Origin of the sequence: Hyphomicrobium sp. (assembly GCF_035687085.1) — a bacterium.
In the GTDB taxonomy this organism is placed as follows: domain Bacteria; phylum Pseudomonadota; class Alphaproteobacteria; order Rhizobiales; family Hyphomicrobiaceae; genus Hyphomicrobium_B.
Window position 1 is genome coordinate 1 of sequence record NZ_DASRYS010000017.1, and the last position, 19,175, is coordinate 19,175.

21 protein-coding genes and 1 tRNA gene are annotated in these 19,175 nt (G+C 61.2%); 16 read left to right on the top strand and 6 right to left on the bottom strand.

The window, feature by feature from the left end:
- Nucleotides 1-433 precede the first annotated feature (433 nt).
- The 5 genes from VFG26_RS14425 to VFG26_RS14445 all read left to right on the top strand — a co-directional run bounded on the left by VFG26_RS14425 (nucleotide 434) and on the right by VFG26_RS14445 (nucleotide 3,623).
- Nucleotides 434-1,015 carry a hypothetical protein gene (locus VFG26_RS14425; protein ID WP_325026517.1) on the top strand — a complete coding sequence of 194 codons (582 nt, stop codon included), beginning with the start codon at nucleotides 434-436 and terminating at the stop codon, nucleotides 1,013-1,015.
- A 51-nt stretch (nucleotides 1,016-1,066) separates the two neighbouring features.
- Nucleotides 1,067-1,882: an enoyl-CoA hydratase gene (locus VFG26_RS14430; RefSeq protein WP_325026519.1), complete on the top strand. Its 816-nt coding sequence runs from the start codon at nucleotides 1,067-1,069 to the stop codon at nucleotides 1,880-1,882.
- 1 nt (nucleotide 1,883) lies between these two features.
- On the top strand, nucleotides 1,884-2,318 hold the full coding sequence (locus VFG26_RS14435) for a VOC family protein (RefSeq protein WP_325026521.1): 435 nt from the start codon (nucleotides 1,884-1,886) through the stop codon (nucleotides 2,316-2,318).
- The gene (locus VFG26_RS14440) at nucleotides 2,315-2,752 is read left to right on the top strand and encodes a CoA-binding protein (RefSeq protein ID WP_325026522.1); all 438 of its coding nucleotides are present in this window, start codon (nucleotides 2,315-2,317) and stop codon (nucleotides 2,750-2,752) included. Before VFG26_RS14435 ends, VFG26_RS14440 begins: the two co-directional genes overlap by 4 nt.
- 229 nt (nucleotides 2,753-2,981) lie before the next feature.
- Nucleotides 2,982-3,623 carry a GTP cyclohydrolase II gene (locus VFG26_RS14445; RefSeq protein ID WP_325026524.1) on the top strand — a complete coding sequence of 214 codons (642 nt, stop codon included), beginning with the start codon at nucleotides 2,982-2,984 and terminating at the stop codon, nucleotides 3,621-3,623.
- Here VFG26_RS14445 and VFG26_RS14450 read toward each other — a convergent pair.
- Nucleotides 3,620-5,395, bottom strand: coding sequence for a glucan ABC transporter ATP-binding protein/ permease (locus VFG26_RS14450; RefSeq protein WP_325026526.1), 1,776 nt, complete (start codon nucleotides 5,393-5,395; stop codon nucleotides 3,620-3,622). The genes VFG26_RS14445 and VFG26_RS14450 overlap by 4 nt on opposite strands.
- Before the next feature lie 125 nt (nucleotides 5,396-5,520).
- Between VFG26_RS14450 and VFG26_RS14455 the strand changes: the two genes are divergently transcribed.
- Nucleotides 5,521-6,234, top strand: coding sequence for a RibD family protein (locus VFG26_RS14455; protein WP_325026528.1), 714 nt, complete (start codon nucleotides 5,521-5,523; stop codon nucleotides 6,232-6,234).
- A gap of 3 nt (nucleotides 6,235-6,237) precedes the next feature.
- Nucleotides 6,238-6,837, top strand: a complete 600-nt coding sequence (locus tag VFG26_RS14460; RefSeq protein ID WP_325026531.1) for a cytochrome b — start codon at nucleotides 6,238-6,240, stop codon at nucleotides 6,835-6,837.
- 19 nt (nucleotides 6,838-6,856) lie between these two features.
- Here VFG26_RS14460 and VFG26_RS14465 read toward each other — a convergent pair whose 3' ends face one another.
- From VFG26_RS14465 to VFG26_RS14480, 4 genes are read right to left on the bottom strand one after another with little or no spacing between them, the layout of a single operon-like run.
- Nucleotides 6,857-7,690, bottom strand: coding sequence for a class I SAM-dependent methyltransferase (locus VFG26_RS14465; protein WP_325026533.1), 834 nt, complete (start codon nucleotides 7,688-7,690; stop codon nucleotides 6,857-6,859).
- Entirely contained in the window at nucleotides 7,687-8,733 is a 1,047-nt protein-coding gene (locus tag VFG26_RS14470; RefSeq protein WP_325026535.1) for a glycosyltransferase family 4 protein, read from the bottom strand. Before VFG26_RS14470 ends, VFG26_RS14465 begins: the two co-directional genes overlap by 4 nt.
- Nucleotides 8,726-9,130: a 6-carboxytetrahydropterin synthase gene (locus tag VFG26_RS14475; protein ID WP_325026537.1), complete on the bottom strand. Its 405-nt coding sequence runs from the start codon at nucleotides 9,128-9,130 to the stop codon at nucleotides 8,726-8,728. The genes VFG26_RS14470 and VFG26_RS14475 overlap by 8 nt, the downstream gene beginning before the upstream one ends.
- 19 nt (nucleotides 9,131-9,149) lie before the next feature.
- Nucleotides 9,150-10,109 carry a zinc-binding alcohol dehydrogenase gene (locus VFG26_RS14480; RefSeq protein ID WP_325026539.1) on the bottom strand — a complete coding sequence of 320 codons (960 nt, stop codon included), beginning with the start codon at nucleotides 10,107-10,109 and terminating at the stop codon, nucleotides 9,150-9,152.
- A gap of 85 nt (nucleotides 10,110-10,194) precedes the next feature.
- Between VFG26_RS14480 and mdoH the strand changes: the two genes are divergently transcribed.
- From mdoH to VFG26_RS14495, 3 genes are read left to right on the top strand one after another with little or no spacing between them, the layout of a single operon-like run.
- Complete coding sequence (gene mdoH / locus VFG26_RS14485) at nucleotides 10,195-11,997, top strand: glucans biosynthesis glucosyltransferase MdoH (RefSeq protein ID WP_325026541.1); 1,803 nt, start codon at nucleotides 10,195-10,197, stop codon at nucleotides 11,995-11,997.
- 4 nt (nucleotides 11,998-12,001) lie between these two features.
- Nucleotides 12,002-12,748 carry an FkbM family methyltransferase gene (locus VFG26_RS14490; RefSeq protein ID WP_325026543.1) on the top strand — a complete coding sequence of 249 codons (747 nt, stop codon included), beginning with the start codon at nucleotides 12,002-12,004 and terminating at the stop codon, nucleotides 12,746-12,748.
- A 35-nt stretch (nucleotides 12,749-12,783) separates the two neighbouring features.
- Nucleotides 12,784-13,863 carry a hypothetical protein gene (locus VFG26_RS14495; protein WP_325026545.1) on the top strand — a complete coding sequence of 360 codons (1,080 nt, stop codon included), beginning with the start codon at nucleotides 12,784-12,786 and terminating at the stop codon, nucleotides 13,861-13,863.
- A 13-nt stretch (nucleotides 13,864-13,876) separates the two neighbouring features.
- On the opposite strand, the gene VFG26_RS14500 is transcribed toward VFG26_RS14495, so the two are convergent.
- Complete coding sequence (locus VFG26_RS14500) at nucleotides 13,877-14,770, bottom strand: TIGR01459 family HAD-type hydrolase (protein WP_325026547.1); 894 nt, start codon at nucleotides 14,768-14,770, stop codon at nucleotides 13,877-13,879.
- Nucleotides 14,771-15,076: 306 nt separating this feature from the next.
- Here VFG26_RS14500 and VFG26_RS14505 point away from each other — a divergent pair, with 306 nt between their 5' ends.
- From VFG26_RS14505 to rplK, 6 genes are all read left to right on the top strand, one after another.
- Nucleotides 15,077-16,849, top strand: a complete 1,773-nt coding sequence (locus VFG26_RS14505; RefSeq protein WP_325026549.1) for a sensor domain-containing protein — start codon at nucleotides 15,077-15,079, stop codon at nucleotides 16,847-16,849.
- Nucleotides 16,850-16,994: 145 nt separating this feature from the next.
- Entirely contained in the window at nucleotides 16,995-17,369 is a 375-nt protein-coding gene (locus tag VFG26_RS14510; protein WP_325026550.1) for a YbjQ family protein, read from the top strand.
- A 180-nt stretch (nucleotides 17,370-17,549) separates the two neighbouring features.
- A tRNA-Trp gene (locus VFG26_RS14515) sits at nucleotides 17,550-17,625 on the top strand.
- A 92-nt stretch (nucleotides 17,626-17,717) separates the two neighbouring features.
- On the top strand, nucleotides 17,718-17,915 hold the full coding sequence (gene secE, locus VFG26_RS14520; protein ID WP_325026552.1) for a preprotein translocase subunit SecE: 198 nt from the start codon (nucleotides 17,718-17,720) through the stop codon (nucleotides 17,913-17,915).
- A 50-nt stretch (nucleotides 17,916-17,965) separates the two neighbouring features.
- Nucleotides 17,966-18,541, top strand: a complete 576-nt coding sequence (nusG, locus tag VFG26_RS14525; protein WP_325026554.1) for a transcription termination/antitermination protein NusG — start codon at nucleotides 17,966-17,968, stop codon at nucleotides 18,539-18,541.
- Between the two features lie 187 nt (nucleotides 18,542-18,728).
- Nucleotides 18,729-19,175: a 50S ribosomal protein L11 gene (gene rplK / locus VFG26_RS14530; RefSeq protein WP_325026556.1), complete on the top strand. Its 447-nt coding sequence runs from the start codon at nucleotides 18,729-18,731 to the stop codon at nucleotides 19,173-19,175.

Genomic DNA, 19,175 nt, shown 5'->3' on the forward strand with positions numbered 1-19,175 from the left:
GGCCGGCTTGGCGACATAGGTAGACATTATGTTGAAGCTCCTTGGCGGATGGCTGCGCACGCTTCAATCGTCCACTGCGCGCTGCATTCCGAGAAGCCGCGTGCATACTCGAAATCACCGCAGCGTTGCAAGGAGAATTTACTGGCAGGAGAAAGGCCTAGCAATATCAATAGCTTACTTTAAACGGTAAAATAATACCGCAATGTGGTATTTTGTTACCGCCGGAAAGGTAGCCTTCCTCGACCCCCACGCTTGTTCATTGGCGATAAATCGAGCATGCGATAGATCGAGCAGTGAGGGGCTTCCTGAGGGCATCCGCCCGAAATTCGGAACAGCCGGGGTCTTTCTCTTCTTATTGTCGTCTTAGTCGGCGTATCAGGTTCGAACGTTAACTCACGCTCGCGGGCAGCGAGCGTAAAACCGGAGCAAGATGATGGCGGTCTCTTTGGCGCGGACGGCGGCGCGCGTTCTTATCGGCGGACTTGGGCTCTGCGCGATGATCGCGATGGCTTCGGCACAGGAAGCAGCCGCACCACCAGGGACGCCAGCCGAGCAAGGCGCACCGGACGCGACTGGCGCCGACGACGTGAAGCAGATCAAGCTGACCGACGACCAGGTCACGCGCTTCATAGCCGCCCAGAACGATCTGGCGTCCATCGCATCGAAAATTCAGGCAGCCGGCGACAAGCCCGATCCGGCTCTTCAGACCGAACTCGAAGGCATCGCCACCAAGCACGGCTTCAAGAACTTCGCTGAACTCGACGACGTGGCGGCCAACATCTCGATCGTCATGGCCGGCCTCGACGCCACGACAGGCAATTTCGTCGACCCCGTCGATGCGCTAAAGAAGGAGCGCGACGACGTTCAGAAGGACGCGAGCATTCCGGAAGCGGATAAGAAGCAGCTTCTCGACGAGCTGAACGAGGCAATCAGCACGACGCCGAAGCTCCAGTATAAAGAGAACGTTGAACTGGTGAAGGCGCACCGCGCGGAGATCGAGAAGGCGCTCCAGTAGAACGCGCAAGCCTCGCAACTGAGCGGGCGCCGGGGAGTGGCAGGTTCTTCAATGCAGGATCTTTCGCCTCTGACACAGCAATCGCTCCTGAGTGAGCCGGTCGAGGCGGGCGTTGTTCGCCTGACGTTGAACCGGCCGGAGGCGCGCAATGCGCTGTCGCGTGATCTACTCAAGCAGCTGCACGAGGAGATCGAGCGGCTTGGACAGGAAAAGAACGTCGGCGCCATCGTCCTAGGTGCCGCCGGCAATGTCTTCTCGTCGGGTCACGACCTGAAGGAATTGACGGCGCACCGCGCCGATGCCGACGGCGGCGAAGCCTTCTTCCGCGAAACGATGACGGCGTGCTCGGCCATGATGCGCGCCATCGTCGCCTGTCCGAAGCCGGTCATCGCGGCCGTGGAGGGCCGCGCGACGGCGGCAGGCTGCCAACTGGTGGCGACGTGCGACTTGGCCGTCGCAGCGGACACCGCGGATTTCGCAACGCCGGGCGTGAACATCGGGCTTTTCTGCTCAACGCCGATGGTCGCGCTGTCTCGGAACGTGGCGCGCAAGCAAGCGATGGAAATGTTGCTGCTGGGAGAGCCAATTTCGGCGGCCGATGCGCTGGCCTACGGTCTCGTCAATCGCGTGGTTTCGCGGGGCGATGTCATGGCTGAAGCGCTCGGCATGGCGCGCACCATCGCCGCCAAATCCAAATCAACTGTCGCGATTGGCAAGCAGGCCTTCTACCGGCAAGCCGAGATGCCGCTCGAAGAGGCCTACGCTTATGCCAGCGAGGTGATGGTGAAAAATATGATGGCCGCCGATGCCAACGAGGGCATCTGTGCGTTCATCGAGAAGCGCAAGCCCGAATGGAAGGACAAGTGAAGTGCAGCAGCGGCTCTCGCTCGTCACGCTCGGTGTCAAGAACGTCGCGAGGTCTCGCGCATTCTACGAGGCGCTGGGCTTTCGCGCATCGAGCGCAAGCCAAGACGAGGTTGCCTTCTTCGACCTCGGCGGGATCGTGCTCTCGCTCTTCGGACGCGAAGCCCTGGCGAAAGATGCTGGCGTTGAACCACGCGAGTCCGGCTTCTCCGGCGTTTCACTGGCGCACAACGTGAACTCGCAAGCAGAGGTCGATCAGGTCCTGAGCGAAGCCGTCTCGGCGGGCGGAAAACTTATCAAGCCGGGTCAGAAAGCCTTCTGGGGAGGCTATTCCGGTTACTTCGCCGATCCCGACGGTCACCTTTGGGAAATCGCCTACAATCCCTTCATGCCGCTCGACGCGAGTGGCCGCATAACGCTTCCCGAGGCCGTAGCATGAGCATCGACGGACTGAGCGACCACGACATTCGTGATATACTGAAGCGAGTGAAAACCTTCGCCGTCATCGGCGCGTCGCCGAAACCAGAACGCCCAAGCAATTATGTCTCGCGCTTCCTCATGGACGAGGGATATGCGGTCCGGCCCGTCAACCCCGGCATTGCAGGTCAATCCATTCACGACGAACCGGTCTATGCGGCGCTCGCCGACGTGCCTGCACCGATCGATGTTGTCGACGTCTTCCGCACCTCCGATGCGCTCCCCGAGATCGTCGAAGAGGCCATAGCGGCTAAGGAAAAGACGGGCGCTAGCATTATTTGGATGCAACTCGGCGTGATCAACGAGGAGGCCGCCGCGACCGCCCGCGCCGCCGGCTTCACCGTCGTCATGGACCGCTGCCCCAAAATCGAAATCGCCAGACTGATGCGAAGCTGAAAATCTCTGCAGGCCAAGCGCAGCCGCTCGTTAACCGCGTCCGCGTCATCCTGACCATCTAAATCTTTCGGCAAGTACGCCCAAGTAACGCTATCGGCAATAATGTTCGGTCTGGCTGTTCCCGCAGGAACAAGCTGGCGCCACGGAAAGATGTAAAGGGTACGAGACTTTGCCTTCTCACGGCAAATGAGGCATATGCCTTTTCGAGCTCCCGGGAGCCACGGTAACAATGAAGTCGGGTACCTTGACGTCTGTGAAACTGCCAGCTGACTGGTCGGTGGAAACCATTCTTCCGATAGAATTTAAAGGGCGGGAGCTGACGCTCGAAGCCCATGCGTATCGCGGCGCCACCGAACACGAACAGATCCTGGCTCTCGTCCACCGCGATCCTGCGAAGATCAACGGTTCCTTGCCCACGCCTGTCGTGCGCGTTCATTCCGGCTGCGTGACGGGGGACATTTTCCATTCACTGCGTTGCGATTGCTATCAGCAACTTCAGGAAGCTCTGCAGATCGTCACCGATTCAGCCTACGGCGCGATCGTTTATGTGCCCCATCACGAAGGCCGTGGCATCGGCCTCTTCAAGAAGATCCAGGCCTACGCGCTGCAGGATCAGGGCCTCGATACGGTCGAAGCCAACATCGAGGTCGGCGCACCCATCGACAGCCGCGATTACGCGCTGACCGCGCGCGTGTTGAATGATCTCGGCATGACTGAGATCAAGCTCCTGTCGAACAATCCGGCGAAGGAGCTGGCGCTCAAGGCTCTGGGGATCCGCGTCGTCGAGCGTTTGCCCATCGTCATCGTCCCGAACAAGTTCAACGAGCGCTATCTGGCGACCAAGCGCGCACGCATGGCGCACAAACTCTAGACTGCGGGCTCCCGTGGCTTCTCCGTCGTTTTCGGAACCGTGAAGCCGCCTTCCGCGACCAGACGCGAGAAAAGTCCGCCGCCCTCTGCGAGTTCGGCAAACTGGCCGCTCTCGACGATCCTTCCCTGCTCGAGCACGAAGATCTGATCGGCGTCAGCAACCGTCGATAGCCGGTGCGCGATGACGAACGTCGTGCGCCCGGCACGCAGCGTATCGAGCGCCCGCTTGATCTTGGCCTCCGTCTCTGAATCGAGCGCGCTTGTTGCTTCATCGAGGATGAGGATCGGCGCATCCTTCAAAATTGCGCGCGCAATTGCGATGCGCTGACGCTCGCCGCCCGACAAGGCCGCGCCGCGTTCGCCGATCACGAAGTCATAGCCGCCGGGCTTGCGCATGATGAAATCGTGCGCCTCCGCCAGCCGGCTGGCGTGCTCCACCTCGGCGTCCGTCGCATCCGGTTTGCCGATGCGAATGTTCTCACCGATCGACCGGTTGAAGAGGCCCGCATCTTGGAACACGACCGCAATCGAATTTCTGAGCGACTGCAGCGTGACGCCGGAAATATCCTGGCCGTCGATCAGGATGCGTCCAGACTTTGGCTTCAAGAACCTTTGCAGCAAGCCGATCGTTGTTGACTTGCCCGACCCGGTGGGCCCGACCAGCGCCGTTGTCTCGCCAGCCCGGGCGGAGAAGGAGACATCGCTAATGCCCTGCAATCCGCCTTCGTAACGGAATGTTACGTCATCGAAAGTAACGGCGCCCTCGACCGTGCGAAGCGGCTTGGCGCCCGGCGCATCGGCCGGCGCTCCGGCCTCGTCCATGAGCTTGAACAGTGCAGTAATCGTCGGCGCTTGCTGGTCGATCCGCACGGCAAACCCGGAAAGCGCATCGAGTTTCGAAATCAAAAGAGCCGCGAACGCCACGAAGCTGACGATCTGGCCGACGGTCAGTTCGCCCCGCCCGGCGAGCACCGCGCCTGCCATGAATATGATGACCATCGTGAGCGTTGCCGCCGAACGCTGCAACACGGTGAGAACGCCCCACCACGTCAGCACGGGATATTGGGCGGTAAGCAAGTCGTTGGCCAGTCCGCGAAGAGCATCCGCTTCGGCCTTGAGCCGCGCATAGCTTTGCACGACCGTCACGTTGCCGATGACATCGACGACGCGGCTCGAAAGCGCGCTCTCGTGCGCTTCAACAGCCGCTTGCCCGACGGCCGTGCGCCGCACCACGATGACGTGCATCAGGGTGTAGGCGGCAGCCAGCGTCAGCAGAATGGCGGCCATCCTGGCGTCCATCGCGAACGCCGTTGGCACCAGCAGAATGATGCCGAAGACGACGGCTAGCTGCTCGCGCATCACGCCGAGCCAAAGCCAGAACAGCGCGCTCGTTCCCGACAGGATCGTCCGGATGGTTGCGCCCGACCCACGCGAGGCGTGTGAACTTTGTGGCAGTGCAATCGTTTTCTCGAAGATGCTGGCCAGATGCGCGAGCTTCTGGCGATGCGCCAGACGGTCGGCGTTTATGCCGACAATGACACCTGCGAATATTCCGAAGAGCCCAAGAAGTGCCCATAGCCCGATGTAGAAGAATGCGCTCTCGCCTTTGCTCAGCGCGTCCACAACGCGTCCGAATAAAATAGGCTCCGCAAGTTGCGTAACCGCAATCACCACGCCGGCTGCCGCGAGGGCCATGGCGAGATACTTCTCGGGAGCAAGAAGAGCGAGCGCGCGCCTGTAGATTTCAATGAGGCCGAGCGGCTTCGTGTTCATGTTCGGATGCTATGAAAGGTTGAGAAACCGGATGCCTGTAAACGTAAAGCGAATCCCGAAACGGCCCCAGGTTCCATCAATCGGCGGCCCGGTCATTCGGGCGGCTTATATCATTCCGGGCTCTAATGACATCTAGCAAAATTGGTAATGAATCGTCCTTGCGATCGATTTTCGATCCCATCATTGCGGCGCCCTCCGATCGGCCGTATGTCGTCGCTCAGCTCGGCCAATCGTTAGACGGCCGAATAGCAACCGTTAGCGGGGACTCAGCCGGCATCAATGGCGCGGCCGCCCTCGATCATCTGCACAGGCTGCGGGCCAACGTCGATGCTGTCCTTGTCGGAATAGGAACGATCCTTGCTGACGATCCGCAGCTGACCGTTCGCCGCGTTGATGGACCGCAGCCCGTCCGCGTCATCGTCGATCCAAACGGCCGGCTTCCTGCCTCGGCGCGCTGCCTCGCGACAGGCACCAGCGATTGCCTCGTCCTGACGAGCCGGCAAGAGCCTATGCCCAAAGGTGCCGAAGGCATCCCGCTTGAAACATGCGCCCCACGAATTGAACCAGCCAGTATACTGGAAGCGCTCTTCAAGCGCGGCTTGAAGAAGATCCTGGTAGAGGGCGGAGGCACCACGATCTCGCACTTCATGAACGCCGGGCTCGTCGACAGACTGCACATCCTTCTTGCCCCCCTGATATTGGGCTCTGGCATTCCCGGTCTGTTGCTGAACCCGATCGGCAGTGTCAGTGAGGCGATCCGGCCTCAAACTTCCGTGCACGTTCTTGACGGCGGCGATGTGCTGATCGATTGTGATCTGAGGCATCAGCGGCGAGGCTAGTCCATGGATCAGCATGCCCAGTACGACGTCCAGGCGTACAAGCCCATAGCCCGCGGTCTGCACTGGTGGATCGCGTTGCTCGTCATCATCCAGTTGCCGCTTGGTCTGTACATGACCTATCGCGGTAACGAGATGCCGGGAGTCAACGAAAAGGGCGAGCCGGTCAAAGGCGTCTGGGACGCGGTGACCGGAAATCTCTACAGCTCGCATAAAATCATTGGACTGACGATTTTGCTGTTCGTCATCCTGCGGCTGCTCTACCGCTTCAGGCAGGGCGTGCCGCGCCCCGATCCCTCCGTGCCACCGGCGCTGACCGGTGCCAGCCATTTCGTGCACTGGACGCTCTACGTCTTGCTGATCGCCGTTCCGGTTCTGGGCTACACGGCGATTTCCTACGGCGACTATCTCGAGGTCTTCGGCATTCACTTGCCCGCCATCACGGTCAAGAACGAAGACAGGGCGAAGGAAATCTTCGAATGGCACGAGACGGGAGCAATTCTGCTCCTCGTGTTCGCGCTCATCCATATCGCGGCGGCTTTCTATCACCGGTTTGTGCGTAAGGATCGGGTCGTCGAGCGGATGATCCCCAAACGGTCGGTATGACGTAAAGAGTGCCGTGTCTTTACGACGGCACTGCGAAGACGTCCGTATGCCCGACGAAGGCGCCTGTCCGTGAGACGTTCACCCAGTTGACGATGACCTTCTCGTCAACGCCGCCGATTTCTGACACGGCCACCGCGTGGCCACGGATCAACTCGTGGATCAGCATGCGGTCGCCACGCTCGAGCCGCCATGGGCTCTCGCCGTCCAGAACCACGTTGCCGTTGATGCGGAACTGATCGATGAGTTCGGATGCCGCAAGTGGTCCAGCCGCGGGACCAAAACCTTTGTCGCGCATCTGGTGACGGTGAAAAGCCGCGGTGATCTGGTTGTCGGCCGGACGGTGCGGCGTCCACTTCTGCAGGCCGTTGTAAGTGAGCGTGGCGTAGAACGCAGCTTTAGCCTCGGTCACGGCTTTCGCCAGCATCCGGATGTAATCTTCCGACGTCAGGTCGAAGAAAGCCGATGCCGTCACAAGCTGCGGCTTCTCATCGAGAAGCGCCTGCGTTTCGCGTGCGAGATCGGCAACGCGAAAGCGGACAGTGATGCGCTGATTGCCCTTGATGAGAACAAGCACTTCGCCATCGGCCTCATGGCGATCGGCCCACTGGATGAGCTTTGCCTTGCCGGCTTCCAACAGCGTTGGGTCGCGATCGGCGAGTGTCCAAAACTGCCGCTGGGGCAGGAGAGGGGACGTGGCCCGGAGGTTGGCGCCGGTACCCGCACCGAGATCGAGCACGCTCAGTTCGGATCTCAGCGCGAACCGGGCAGCGACCGCACTGGCGATGTCGTGGTTGCGCGCGCGCGCATCTGCACTCTCGCGCAGGTCGAGCCATTCCGGGGAAAAATCGCTCACGGCCGCAGTCCTAAAATGACGGCAGCGATGCGCCGCGCCGTCTCGTGCCACGTCGGCAATGTCCGGCCCGCTTCCCAGGCGGCATCCGCGAGCCGGTCACGCAGCTTCTTGTCGGTCAACGCCTTCTGCAGTGCCGACGTGAGTTCGGCGACGTTGCCTGCTTCGACGTGCAGTGCCGCAGATTCCCCTGCCGTGTCGGCGGCCGCGCCACCGGCCGCGAGCACGATCGGCAAGCCGCGCGCCATCGCTTCGGCGAGAACCATTCCGTATCCTTCAAAGAGGGATGCGGAGACGAAGAGATCCGCGCAATCGTAAAATCGATCGAGCGTCGCCGGCACGACCTTGCCTGCAAGTGTGACGCGGTCCTCCAGCCCATGCCGCGCAATCGCAGCACGAACGGCATCGACGGCTTGCGGATGACGGTCGAGCGCCCCGGCGATCGTCAACCGCCAATCGAGATCTTTGAGCGGCGCCAGCGCCTCGACGAGCAGATCGTACCCTTTGCGCGGCAGCACGGCACCGACGGCAAGGATCTGCAAGGGGGCCCCCGTGCCCGTCGCCCGTTGCGCCGGATCGGTTCCGGGTTCTGCGATGGTGATCTTGTCAGCGGGGACGGCCAAGTGCTCCGTCAGGATGCGCTTGGTAGCGCGGCTCGTGACGATGACGTGGTTGGCACGCGCCAGGGCATGCTCTTCGCTGACTTTCAGCTCCACCTTACGTGCATGCGGCAGTCCCGTTTCCAGAAAAAGCGGATGATGGACGAGGCCGATGACGCGTCCGCGAAGCGCGCCGAGCAGCGCGTCAGGAAACGCGCCAAAGGCCAGACCATCGACGAGAAGCACGGAATTCGCATCCCGTTTCTCGAGCACGCGCCGCGTTTCCTCCACGTCTTTCATGTCCGGATTTGGAAACGAGCCGGGCAAGGGAAGAACGGACACGGGCACGCCGAATGCGGGCAACAGCTCGATGACACGCCGGTCATAGGCATAGCCGCCGGTCGTCGCTTTCAAATCTCCGGGAATTGCGAAGGCTGCTTCAGCCACCGATGGGCCCCTCGAAGCTGGCGCGCGCGAGATCGGTCTCCGACAGGGTCACGCGGATCTTCGCAAGCGTCTTTCCGTCCTCTCCAAGCGCACCCGACGTTGCCGCCTCGGCAATGGCATCGAAGACATACTTGCAGAGAAATTCCGTCGTCGTGAGCGTGCCCTTGAATTGCGGCAGAACGTCGAGGTTTTGGTAGGCGAGGGGCTTCAGCGTGGCGCTAAGCACGCTCAGTGCCGCCCCGATATCGACGACGACATTCTGCTCGGTCAGCTTTTCGCGGAAGAAGGCGACGTCGACGACGAAGGTGGCGCCGTGCATGTTTTGCGCCGGCCCGAAGAACGGATCGGGCAGCGAATGGGCAATCATGATGCGGTCGCGAACTTCGACGGAGTACATGGGGGATTCAACCTATGGATTAATAGCGAACGATGGGCGGCAGATCGGGCGATGCCCAGATCTGCGGTAGTTTGGACGGCAGATCGGCGAAGTCGACGGCATCGGCCACAAGACCATCTAGACGCTCGTCGTCGAGCATGGCAATCGCGCGCTCCATGCGATCCTTGTGCTTGAGCTGGTGACGATGACTGGGAGCCACGTGCCCAACCTGGGAAGAGATAATCTTGAGGCGCCGGCTATGGAACGCCCCGCCGAGATTTACCGTCACCGGGTTAACGCCATACCAGCTCATTTCGACGACGCTTGCTTCGAATGCGCACGCGTTGATCGCCGTCTCAAGCCCCGCGCTGGTCGCGCTCGCATGAAAGACGATGCGGTTGTCGGCCGGAACATTTGCCGGCGACACGAATTGGACGCCGAGCATCTCCGCGTACTTCGCCCGCGCCGGGTTGATGTCCGTGACGGTGACGTCGGTGCCCGCGATCCGGAGCGCCAGATGGGCGACAAGCAAACCCACGATGCCCGCGCCCACGATGAGAACACGATCTCCCAGCGTCGTGCCCGCATCCCAATGGGCGTTGAGCGCTGTTTCCATGTTTGCCGCAAGGACCGCGCGCCGCGAGGGCACGTTGTCCGGCAGAATTGTCAGCAGCGGTTCAGGCGCGTGAAAATAATCCTGATGCGGATGCAACACGAATACGCGCTTACCGATGTATTGATCGGACCCGGCGGTCACGCGCCCAGTCGCGGAATAGCCGTATTTGACGGGGAAGGAGAAATCTCCAGCTTGCAACGGCGCTCGCATGCGCGGCCATTCGCTTTGGGGGATCTGGCCGAGCGCAACCATGCGTTCTGTGCCGCGGCTGATCGCAGAATACTCCGCGGCGATGCGTGCTTCCCCGGGGGATGGCGGGGAGAGGCGTTCAGGCCTCACTTCCGCGACGCCAGGCTGGACGTACCAGAGGCCCCGAGCAACCACGATCTGGCCCTGGCTGCGCCTTAAGGGTTGGGGACTTGGGTCGAATCTGCTCTGCGGGTCACTCATTGTGAAGGACGGGTCCGTAATGACGATTGGTGCCGAGCACGAGCGGGTCTCGGACCTCAAAAGAATGATCGTCGTCGAGGCTAAAAGCCTTACGACTCCGGAAGGCGTGGACGCAATAGCCCGGCTGACGAAGCGGCGCCGCCTTGTCCTGTTTCTCAATGTTGCGACATGGGCTCTTATCGTAGCCGTCGCCGTGTCGATCTTCTCGACAGGCGGGTGGACACTTCTGAGCACCTGCATGACGCTGTGTTTAGCGCTGGGCGCACCATGGCCGGTTCTGGGCTTCTGGAATGCTGTCATTGGCCTTTGGCAGCTTCATGGGAAGAAGGGGAAGGCTCAGGCCGAGAAAGTCTTCCACGCCGCCGCGGGCGACACGTCGCCCCTGTCTGCCAAAACGGCGGTCCTGATGACGTTGCGCAATGAAGACCCCGCGCGCGCCTTGGCTCGGCTGAAGACGGTGAAAGCAAGTCTCGACCAGACGGGCCAGGGCAAGCACTTCACGTACTTCGTCTTGAGTGACAGCGAACAGCCGGACCTTCTCCTGAAGGAAGAGGAGGAGATTGCCGCCTGGCAGCAGTCCGATACCGATTCCGGTCGCATCATTTACCGGCGCCGGAAAGACAACTCCGGCTTCAAGGCCGGCAACATCCGGGAGTTCGCCCGGCGCTGGGGCGCCGATTACGAATTCATGCTGCCGCTCGACGCCGATAGCCTGATGACGGGCAAGGCGATCGTCGCGCTCGTACGCATCATGGAAAAGAATCCTAGGATCGGAATTCTGCAAAGCCTCGTTGTCGGAACGCCGTCTTCTTCGGCGTTCGCGCGCATGTTCCAGTTCGGCATGCGCCTCGGCATGCGAACGTACACGATGGGCCAGGCATGGTGGGTGGGCGATTGCGGCCCGTTCTGGGGGCACAACGCGCTCGTGCGTATCGAACCGTATCTGCGGCATTGCGCTGTCGACGGGTTGAGCAAAACCGGCCCCATTCTATCGCATGATCAAGTCGAAGCCGTTCTCATGCGCAAAGCGGGTTTCGAGGTTCGCGTGCTGCCCGTCGAGACGGGCTCCTACGAAGACAATCCTCCCGATGCGCTCGAGTTCATGCGCCGTGACGCGCGCTGGTGTCAGGGCAACATGCAGTACCTGCAATTGCTGGGGATGCGAGGCATCGAACCGGTCAGCCGGTTTCAGTTGTTCTGGTCGGTCCTGATGTTCATCGGCGCCCCCGCCTGGACCCTGCTCGCGGCACTACTTCCCCTGGCGATGTGGCAAGCGCAAGCCGAGACCGATTTCCCCTGGCACGCCGTCGAGATCATGTATGGAGCCCTTCTCCTCATGCATCTCGCCCCCAAGCTCGCCGGCATCATTGACGCCGTTCTGACGCCAGGTGAAGTCAGCCGCTTTGGGGGCGGGCTGAGGTTTGCATCGAGCGCGATCATCGAAATCGTGTTCTCGCTCATCCTGGGTGCGGTGGTGACGATCCGCACCTCGATCTTCATGCTCGGCCTCCTTTTTGGCAAAGGCGTCGTGTGGAACGGCCAGCGCCGCGACGGCGAGGGCGTAGCATGGAGCGACGCAGTGCGGTGGCTTTGGCCGCAATTCCTCTTTGGCCTATGGCTCTACGTTGCGATTGCGCTCGTTTCACCCGCAGCAGCACTTTGGAGCCTGCCGTTAACCGCAGGCTACGTGCTGGCAATCCCCTTCGTGGTTTTCACTGCAAGCCCCGCCGTCGGCCGCTTCTTCCGCCGCCATGGCATTGCAGGAATTCCGGAGGACTTCGCGCCGCCGGCTGAAATCCGGGCCATGCAGGCAAGGAACTAATGGGATGGTGTCCCCGGCGTTGCAAGGTGTTTTCCGGTCACTGCGCCTCTATCACGGACCTGCCGCCCCGCGCGCAGCCATGGACGCGCTTTACCGTCATTTCATCGAGCCGGGTGATCTCGTTTTTGACGTCGGCGCGCATGTCGGCGACCGGGTATCGTCGTTCCGCCGCCTCGGCGCACGCGTGGTCGCGATTGAACCCCAGCCCCTGCTCTTCTCTGCGCTCAACCACATCCATGGCCGCGATGCTCTGGTCGAGATCCTCGACCGGGCCGTGGGCGCGGAAGCCGGAACATGCCGGCTTTTCGTCAACACAGCGAACCCGACCGTTTCCACCCTCTCGCAAGACTTCGTTCGGCAGGCAGAAGACGCCAAAGGCTGGGAAGGCCAGGCCTGGAACGAGCAGATTGAAATCGAGGTCGTTACGCTCGATGGATTGATCGCGCGTTATGGTGTGCCGGCGTTCGTCAAAATCGACGTGGAAGGCTTCGAAGACGAGGTGCTGCGCGGTCTTTCCGCACCCTTGAAGGCGCTTTCCTTCGAGTGGACCACAATCGCACGCGACGTTGCCATGGCGTGTTTCGACCACCTCTCCTCGCTAGGTCCATATCGCTTCAACTTCGCGCTGGGAGAAGCACAGACATTGGCCTTCGACCACTGGCTGCCTGACAAAGAAATGGCGGGATACCTGAGCCAGCTGCCGCATGATGCGAACTCTGGCGACATTTACGCTGTGACCGGCCCGCGCTAGACCCGCATATCCGACCAATCGAATTGGAGTACCGAATGCCCTTGAACGTTCGTCTAATGGCCGCTGCGCTGTTGCTGCTGGGGTCCGCGATTGTGCCAGCACATGCTGCGTCGTTGGATGGTCTCGCCGTCGATGTCATGAACGAAAGCGAGCCGGTTCTCTGCGCCGAGAAGGACAATGTTGCCATCTCGCTCTCCAACAAGGCCGTCCGCGCATTCCGCATCGAGGCCGCGCACCCTGTCTATCTCTCGGCGAGCATGCGCGCGAACGTCGAAGCGGACTGGACGGCCTGCGATATGGCATCCGATCCGAGCTACGCCCCGCCGACGCCGCCCAAGAACGTGACGCTCTACGAAGACAACAAGCTGTGGATCGTCGGCTTTACCTATCCTTCGTTCTGGCGCCCCGCGACGGCGACGGTGCGGGTCGGGGACCGTGTCGAGAAGGGCCTTCACCTGCTTCAGGTTTGGGTGAAACGCGAAGATGGCGCCGAAGAAGTTCTCGTTCTCTACCCTCAGGACGGCTACTGGCGCGCGCGTCCATTGACGCCGTCGAACATGCGCAATACCGCCTACGGCTCTTCTTTCATCGTCGGTCCGATCGAGAATGACGGCCGTCCGATCGCCAAAATCAAGGAAGTTGTCTTCGAGCCCGAAACCCGCACGTTCCGTCTGGCCTTCGAGAAAGGCGGCGAGGCTTCGGTGCGCATGGTGAGCGTGGACGCCAACAAGCAGGCACTCGACGTCGTCTTCGATCAGGGAATAGCTGGCGGCCCGTTCGCGATGCTGCGGTCGATGTACATCACCGAGTTCAACAACGACGCAGCGCGCATCGCCGTCCGCGAGCACGGCGCCAAAGGCTGGCGCGAAGACAGCATCATGAAGTTCGACCATGCCCGCGCCTCCGACATCTGGATCGGCAGGCTCGTGCCGTCGCAGCACAACACGACCTCGCCCGACGTCGTGTTCAACAGCTTCTCTGACGGTCCAACGCCCAAGCGCCCGAAAAGCGAGCCGCCGCCGCCGTTGCCCTTGACCAAGACCGAAGCGAAGCCCGAAGCAGCACCGCAGGCGGACACGGCTCAAAAGGAAAACACAGCTCCGAAGGCCGACTAGAACGCAAGGAGCGCTACCACATAAGCTCCAGCATTGCGCCAACAGCCGGCGGCGAACCGGGTTTGAACAAATCGGACAGCTTCGCCGCCGACAGGTCTATGCCATCCACGGTCTCGTGCCGGTGAATGCCGGACGCGATAAATAGCGCGTCGCAGCCGTAGTTTTGGGCCCCTTTGAGGTCCGTTCTCAGCGCGTCGCCAATCACGAGCACCTTGCTGCGCTCGACGTTGGCGTTCCGCAGCGCCTCGGCCTTCTGGTGCGCGGTCTCATAAGTATTGAGGTGAGGTTTGCCCGCCCAGAAAACCGGGCCCCCCATGTGGAGGTAGAGATCCGCGATGGCGCCCGCGCAATACAGAAGCGTTCCGCCGACGTCTACGACGAGATCGGGATTAGCGCACACGAACGGCACGCGCCTTTCCAGAGCCCTCTCGAGCAGCGGCCGGTAGTGGTCCGGCTTCTCGTGCCGGTCGTCATTGAGGCCAGTGCAGACGATTGCCTCCGCCTCGTCCAGCGGAACGCTGCGGGCGGCAAGCGCGGAGAAGAACGCCTGATCGCGATCCTGCGGACCGATTGAGTGGATGGCCTGGAAACCGCGCGCCGCCACGTGCTGAAGAGCAAGATCGCCGGAAGATACGATGTCGTCCCAGGCGCTTTGCGGGACATGACGCGCAGCGAGCATATCGGCGACGCGCTGCTTGGGAACCGGCGCATTGGTGACGAGGATCACCGTGCCGCCGCGCGCGCGAAATTTCTCGAGCGCCTCACAAGCTCCTTCGAACGCTGTGTGCCCGTCGTGGACGACGCCCCAGACATCGCAAAAAATCACGTCGTAACGGGAGAGGAGCGGCCCGCCGTTCGTCAGGATCGAGGGAACGTTGGAGGCTTGGCCGGACGGAGAGTGTCGCAAGTTCTGTCTCGCACGAATGCTGGCGTGATGGGACACGCGGTTTTGATTGGGTTGACCGGAGCAGAAGGGATCGCCGTGAGTTAACGGCCATCGAGTTCGCAATCAAGTTCATTCGAGCGGACCTATTGCCGGTGATGAGCATCCGGCGGCCTTCAAATCCTTGAGCCCGAGCATAAGCATTAGGCCGCCATGTGACTGGCAAACTAGCCAGTAGCCGCTCGCGCCACGCAAACAGAACATGCGCAAAATTTTCATTCCATTTGTGTACGGATTGATGCGGCGACGCGATTTCCCTGAAAGACGACAATGAAGCCCGGCGGACGTTCTACGAAGCCTAATGCACCCAGAACTTACAGCTCTGGAAAGAAGCAAATTGCCCCGCCAAGAGCTCTTTTCGAGCGAGCACTCCACAGCACGGTTCACGGCCTTGCCATGTTCGACAAGGAGCGGCGGCTTGTGTTCTGCAATAATCTCTGCCGGCAGATCTTCGATCTCCCCGACACGTTGACGAGACCCGGAACCCCGTTTGCCGACCTCGTCGCCTACCATGCGTCGGTGGAAGGAGGGCTCGACGAGAAAGGCGATCTGGACCTCCAGCAAACATGGGTGAACGAACATCTCGGCGCGCTGGCTGAGGGGAAAGCTTTCTCCGAAACGCGATATCTGAAGAACGGCCGGATCATCCTTCTCACCACCCAGCCTCTACCGGACGGCGGATGGGTCGACATTCAGGAAGATATTACCGAGGGGCGGCAGGCGGAGCAGGAAGTCGCTTGGCTCGAACGCCATGATCAGCTGACCGAACTCTATAATCGTGCCTATTTCCGCGATGAGCTTCAAAGTGCTCTTGCAGGCGGCGCGAAGCTCTCCGTCCTATTGGTCGATCTCGATGACTTCAGGAGCGTGAACGATACCTTCGGCCAGCCGGTCGGCGATGCCTTGCTGAAGAGCGTGGCGAAGCGTTTATCCAAAGTTCTGAGAAAATCTGATGTCCTGGCCCGCGTCGGTGGTGACGAGTTCGCGCTGATAAGGTTCGGCGTGAACGAGCAAGAGCAGGTGGAGCGTTGGGCCCAGCGGGTACTCGCAGCCATCGCAGCCGAACAGCGGGTGCTCGGACGCAAGGTCTATGTAACCGGCAGCTTGAGCATAGCCTGCGCCCCCGAGCACGGCACGAACGCCGATGAAATTCTGAAGAACGCCGATTTTGCGCTCCACCGCGCCAAGACCTCCGGGCGCGGCGGCTACGAGATCTTCGACCCGCAGCGCGACTACGCGAGCGGACGGGCAACGAACCTCGAGGCCGATATGCGCGTCGCGGTGAAGAAGAAGCAGTTCGAGCTTCACTATCAGCCCATCGTCGATATCGCTTTGCATCGCGTCTGCAGCTTTGAGGCGCTGATACGCTGGCGCCATCCCGAACGCGGCTTGGTTCCGCCCGGCGATTTCATCCCCTTCGCCGAAGAAAGTGGCTGGATCGTCGAGATCGGCAGGTGGGCGCTCGAGCGGGCGTGCAAGGACGCAGCGCAATGGCCATCCGATATCAAGGTGACGGTCAATCTCTCTTCGGTGCAGTTTGAGCGGGGCGACCTGTATGGCGCGGTGGCCGGCGCAATTGCGCAGTCTGGCTTACCTTTTGGCCGGCTCGAACTCGAGATCACGGAATCCGTTTTACTGCGGGATCATCCCAAAACACACGATCTGCTCCACCGGCTACGCGCCCTCGGCGTGAAAATCCTGCTCGATGACTTCGGCACCGCCTACGGCTCGCTGAGCTATCTGCGCAGCTTCCCCTTCGACAAGCTCAAGATCGATCGCTCGTTCGTGCGCGACTTCGGCACGCGCAATGAGCGCGACGCGGCCGCGATCGTGCAATCCATCGCCGAACTCGCCAAAAGGCTGCGTATGGGGACGGTCGCCGAAGGTATCGAAACGGCCGAACAGCTCGCGATGGTCGCCAAAGCCGGCTGCGAAGAGGCCCAAGGCTTCTATTTCAGTCCGCCCGTTCCGGTGGGCGAGGTCGACGCCATTATCAGCCGCTGCCAGCAAATCTGCTCATCCGCCCTGCAGGCGAGTGCCTGAGCGAGCCGCGCACCCCTCTCTTCGAGCTCCCGCCGCTTTGCTGAAAGATTTAGCGACCGGCCGTCGTAACGGACCGGATCTCGCGCTAGCGTTGCGGGAGAATCAGTGGCGTTCGGCCGTGCCGGACGGATGAAAGGGGACTGCCATGCTCGTCGTCACAACGAACGACATTCCAGGGTATCGTATCGTTCGCCATCTCGGTCTCGTGCGCGGCCTGACGGTCCGCTCGCGCAGCGTCATCGGCAATATCGGCGCCGCAATCCAGATTTTCTTCGGCGGCAATATCTCGGTCTACACCCGGCTCGCCGAGCACACCCGGCAGGAAGCCTTCGATCTTCTCGTCGAGCACGCGCAAAGCATGGGGGCCAACGCCGTGGTCGCGATGCGCTACGATGCCAACGAGATCGCGGCAGCCGTGACCGAGGTTCTGGCCTATGGGTCTGCGGTGGTCATTGAGCCGATCGAGGAGAACGGTCTCGCATCGGCGTCGCCCGGCCCCTGGACGAATCCTGGCCCCTGACGCCCCTCCGGGCGGGCCCCCAACCGGCCGGAATCAAGAAATTTTCGGCGCTTTCGGTGCAAACCGTGCCGGTTCGGTAAAAAAAGGCACGAGCGGGGCTGACAAGGCCTCAAACTTCAGTTAAGGGTGCACGCCCCGAAAGAGGCTGCTCGATGTCGGGTTCTTACCCACATCGCGTTTAGGGGTGTAGCTCAATTGGTAGAGCGTCGGTCTCCAAAACCGAAGGTCGGGGGTTCGAGACCCTCCGCCCCTGCCAGCCTCACGAGGTTTGATTTGCCGACCGGCCCGGTAGAACTACCGACGGCCGGTGCGGCATGTTGTCGCTTATGCGCACGGAAAGCAGTTTAGATGGCGAAGTTGAATCCCATAACCTTTATGAAGGAAGTTCGGCAGGAAGTCGCCAAGGTGACCTGGCCGACCCGGAAAGAGGTGTGGATCACGACTTTGATGGTGCTCATCATGGTCGCGCTCGCCTCTGTTTTCTTTTTGCTCGTTGATCAGGCGTTGAGCCATATCGTCCGTTTCGTATTAGGGGTGGGCACCTGAAGATCGGCTCGCATCAACGGTTTTAGTGACGCGCCAGAGGGCCTTTAAGAATGGTTGTCGCGCAAGAACGCGAAGATAAAGCATCGGTTGCCGGTACGCGCTGGTACATCGTGCACGCATACACGAACTTCGAACGCAAGGTCGCTGACGCTATCCGCGAGCGCGCCAAGGCGGGCGGGCTAGAGGGTCTGTTCGAAGAGATCGTCGTCCCGACTGAAGAGGTCGTTGAAATCAAGCGTGGCCGGAAAATCCCGACCGAGCGCAAATTTCTGCCGGGCTATGTGCTCGTCAAAATGAAGATGACCGACGCCGCGTTCGTCATGATCAAGAACACGCCCAAGGTCACGGGATTCCTCGGCGCCGACAACAAGCCGATGCCGATCCCGGAAGCCGAGGCGATGCGGATTCTGAACCAGGTCAAGGAAGGCGTCGAGCGGCCGAAGCCGACGATCACCTTCGAGATTGGCGAGAACGTCAAGGTGGCCGACGGCCCGTTCGCCTCGTTCACCGGCATCGTCGAAGAGGTCGACGAAGAGCGTTCGCGCGTCAAGGTCGCGGTTTCGATTTTCGGGCGCCCGACGCCGGTCGAGCTCGAGTTTACGCAGGTTGAGAAGGTGCCTGGTTAACGTCGCCAGTTTGGCGATGCAGGCATAAGCAAGTTCTGGCGCAAAGCCGCCGGAGACCGCATCGGGATGAGAAATTCCGAAGCGGCGATGTGCGGGAGGGCGGGCCGTCCGAAGAGGAGGCCAGTCCGTTGGACCGCTAACCCTGAGCCCGGCCATCCGGCATGGGCTCTAACGCTGAAGGGGAACTATGGCGAAGAAAATAGACGGCTTCATCAATCTTCAAGTGCCGGCTGGGGCGGCCAATCCGTCGCCTCCGATCGGTCCCGCGCTTGGTCAGCGCGGCGTCAACATCATGGAATTCTGCAAGTCCTTCAACGCGAAAACGAAGGACCTCGAGCAGGGCACGCCCATTCCGGTGAAGATCACGGTCTACTCCGACCGCTCCTTCACGTTCGAGATGCGCCAGCCTCCGGCGACGTATCTGATCAAGAAGGCTGCTGGTCTGCGTCCGACGGGCAAGGGCGGTCAGGGCTCCAAGGAGCCGGGCCGTATCGTTGCCGGTCAGGTGACGATCGATCAGCTGCGCGAGATTGCCAAGGGCAAGCTCAAGGACATGAACACCGACGACCTCGAGGCCGCCGCCCGCACGCTTGCGGGTAGCGCGCGTTCGATGGGTCTCAAGGTGGTGGAGTAG